This is a genomic window from Vibrio sp. 811, assembly GCF_033339195.1.
This window is the reverse complement of the sequence record NZ_JAWOUB010000167.1, coordinates 1-917: the sequence shown is the minus strand read 5'-3', so window position 1 is coordinate 917 and position 917 is coordinate 1. Positions and strand designations below refer to the sequence as shown.

General features: G+C 47.1%; 1 protein-coding gene. It reads left to right on the top strand.

Going from position 1 to position 917, the window contains the following annotated elements:
• Nucleotides 1-699: FlgT C-terminal domain-containing protein (locus R7Q46_RS25595; RefSeq protein ID WP_318078001.1), on the top strand; the 699-nt coding region annotated here is incomplete at its 5' end.
• Nucleotides 700-917 lie beyond the last annotated feature (218 nt).

The window sequence follows — 917 nt, the reverse complement described above, 5'->3', positions numbered from 1 at the left end:
GGTGACGATTTCAGCAAAGTCGTTAATCGCCAATTGGATCAAACCTCGCGCAGCTTCGTTTCTGTTGGCACGACAGACTACTCAATCAGCAGCAACTATCCAGCTCGCACTCAAATGATTGCGCAAGACAACGGCGCACAATACATTATTGGCGGCGTGATTACTGACTTAACGGCAACGATTGAATCTCAACTCTTAAAAGACGACATCATTAACCGTCAGTTTGCTTTAGAGATGAAAGTCTTCGATGGCAAGACAGGCCATGAAGTCTTCAACAAAGCCTACCGCGAAGTCGCGCGTTGGCCATTCGCCAAAACCAGCCAAGTGGACACTCGCAGCGCACGTTTCTGGGCATCGACCTATGGCGAAATGATGCTACGCGTCAGCCGCAACATCATGTTAGACCTCGAGGCCGAACTGTCTTGCAAGATTACCCTACCGGAAGTGGTGGCCGTTTTTGGCAACACCGTCACGATGGATCTGGGCCGCATGCACGGCGTAAAAGAAGGTGACAAACTGCAACTGTGGCACACGGCATCATTCATCGATCAAAAGGGTTTGCCACGTAATAAAGTGTCGCAAAGCGAGATCACGTTGACGGTCTCCCGCATCTATGAACAAGAAGCAGAATTGACGATTGATCAGCCGAATTTGGCGTCCAGCGTTCAAATTGGCGATGTAATGAACAAGATCTTATAAAAGGTCACATTAAGCCTTGAGATATGCTTACTTTTGAATATCATAGACAACGCATCTTATTTGATTATGCCTGTCTAAGTAACTAACAAGTTAGCACTAGGGTTAAAGAAATCAGCAGCATGGCTGTGATTTTGTTTAACCTGTAGCAATTACCCAATAGTTACTGTGAGTGGTATTACGCCCTCAGGGGACAGCTTGATAGCGCAGTCCCCTCCGAA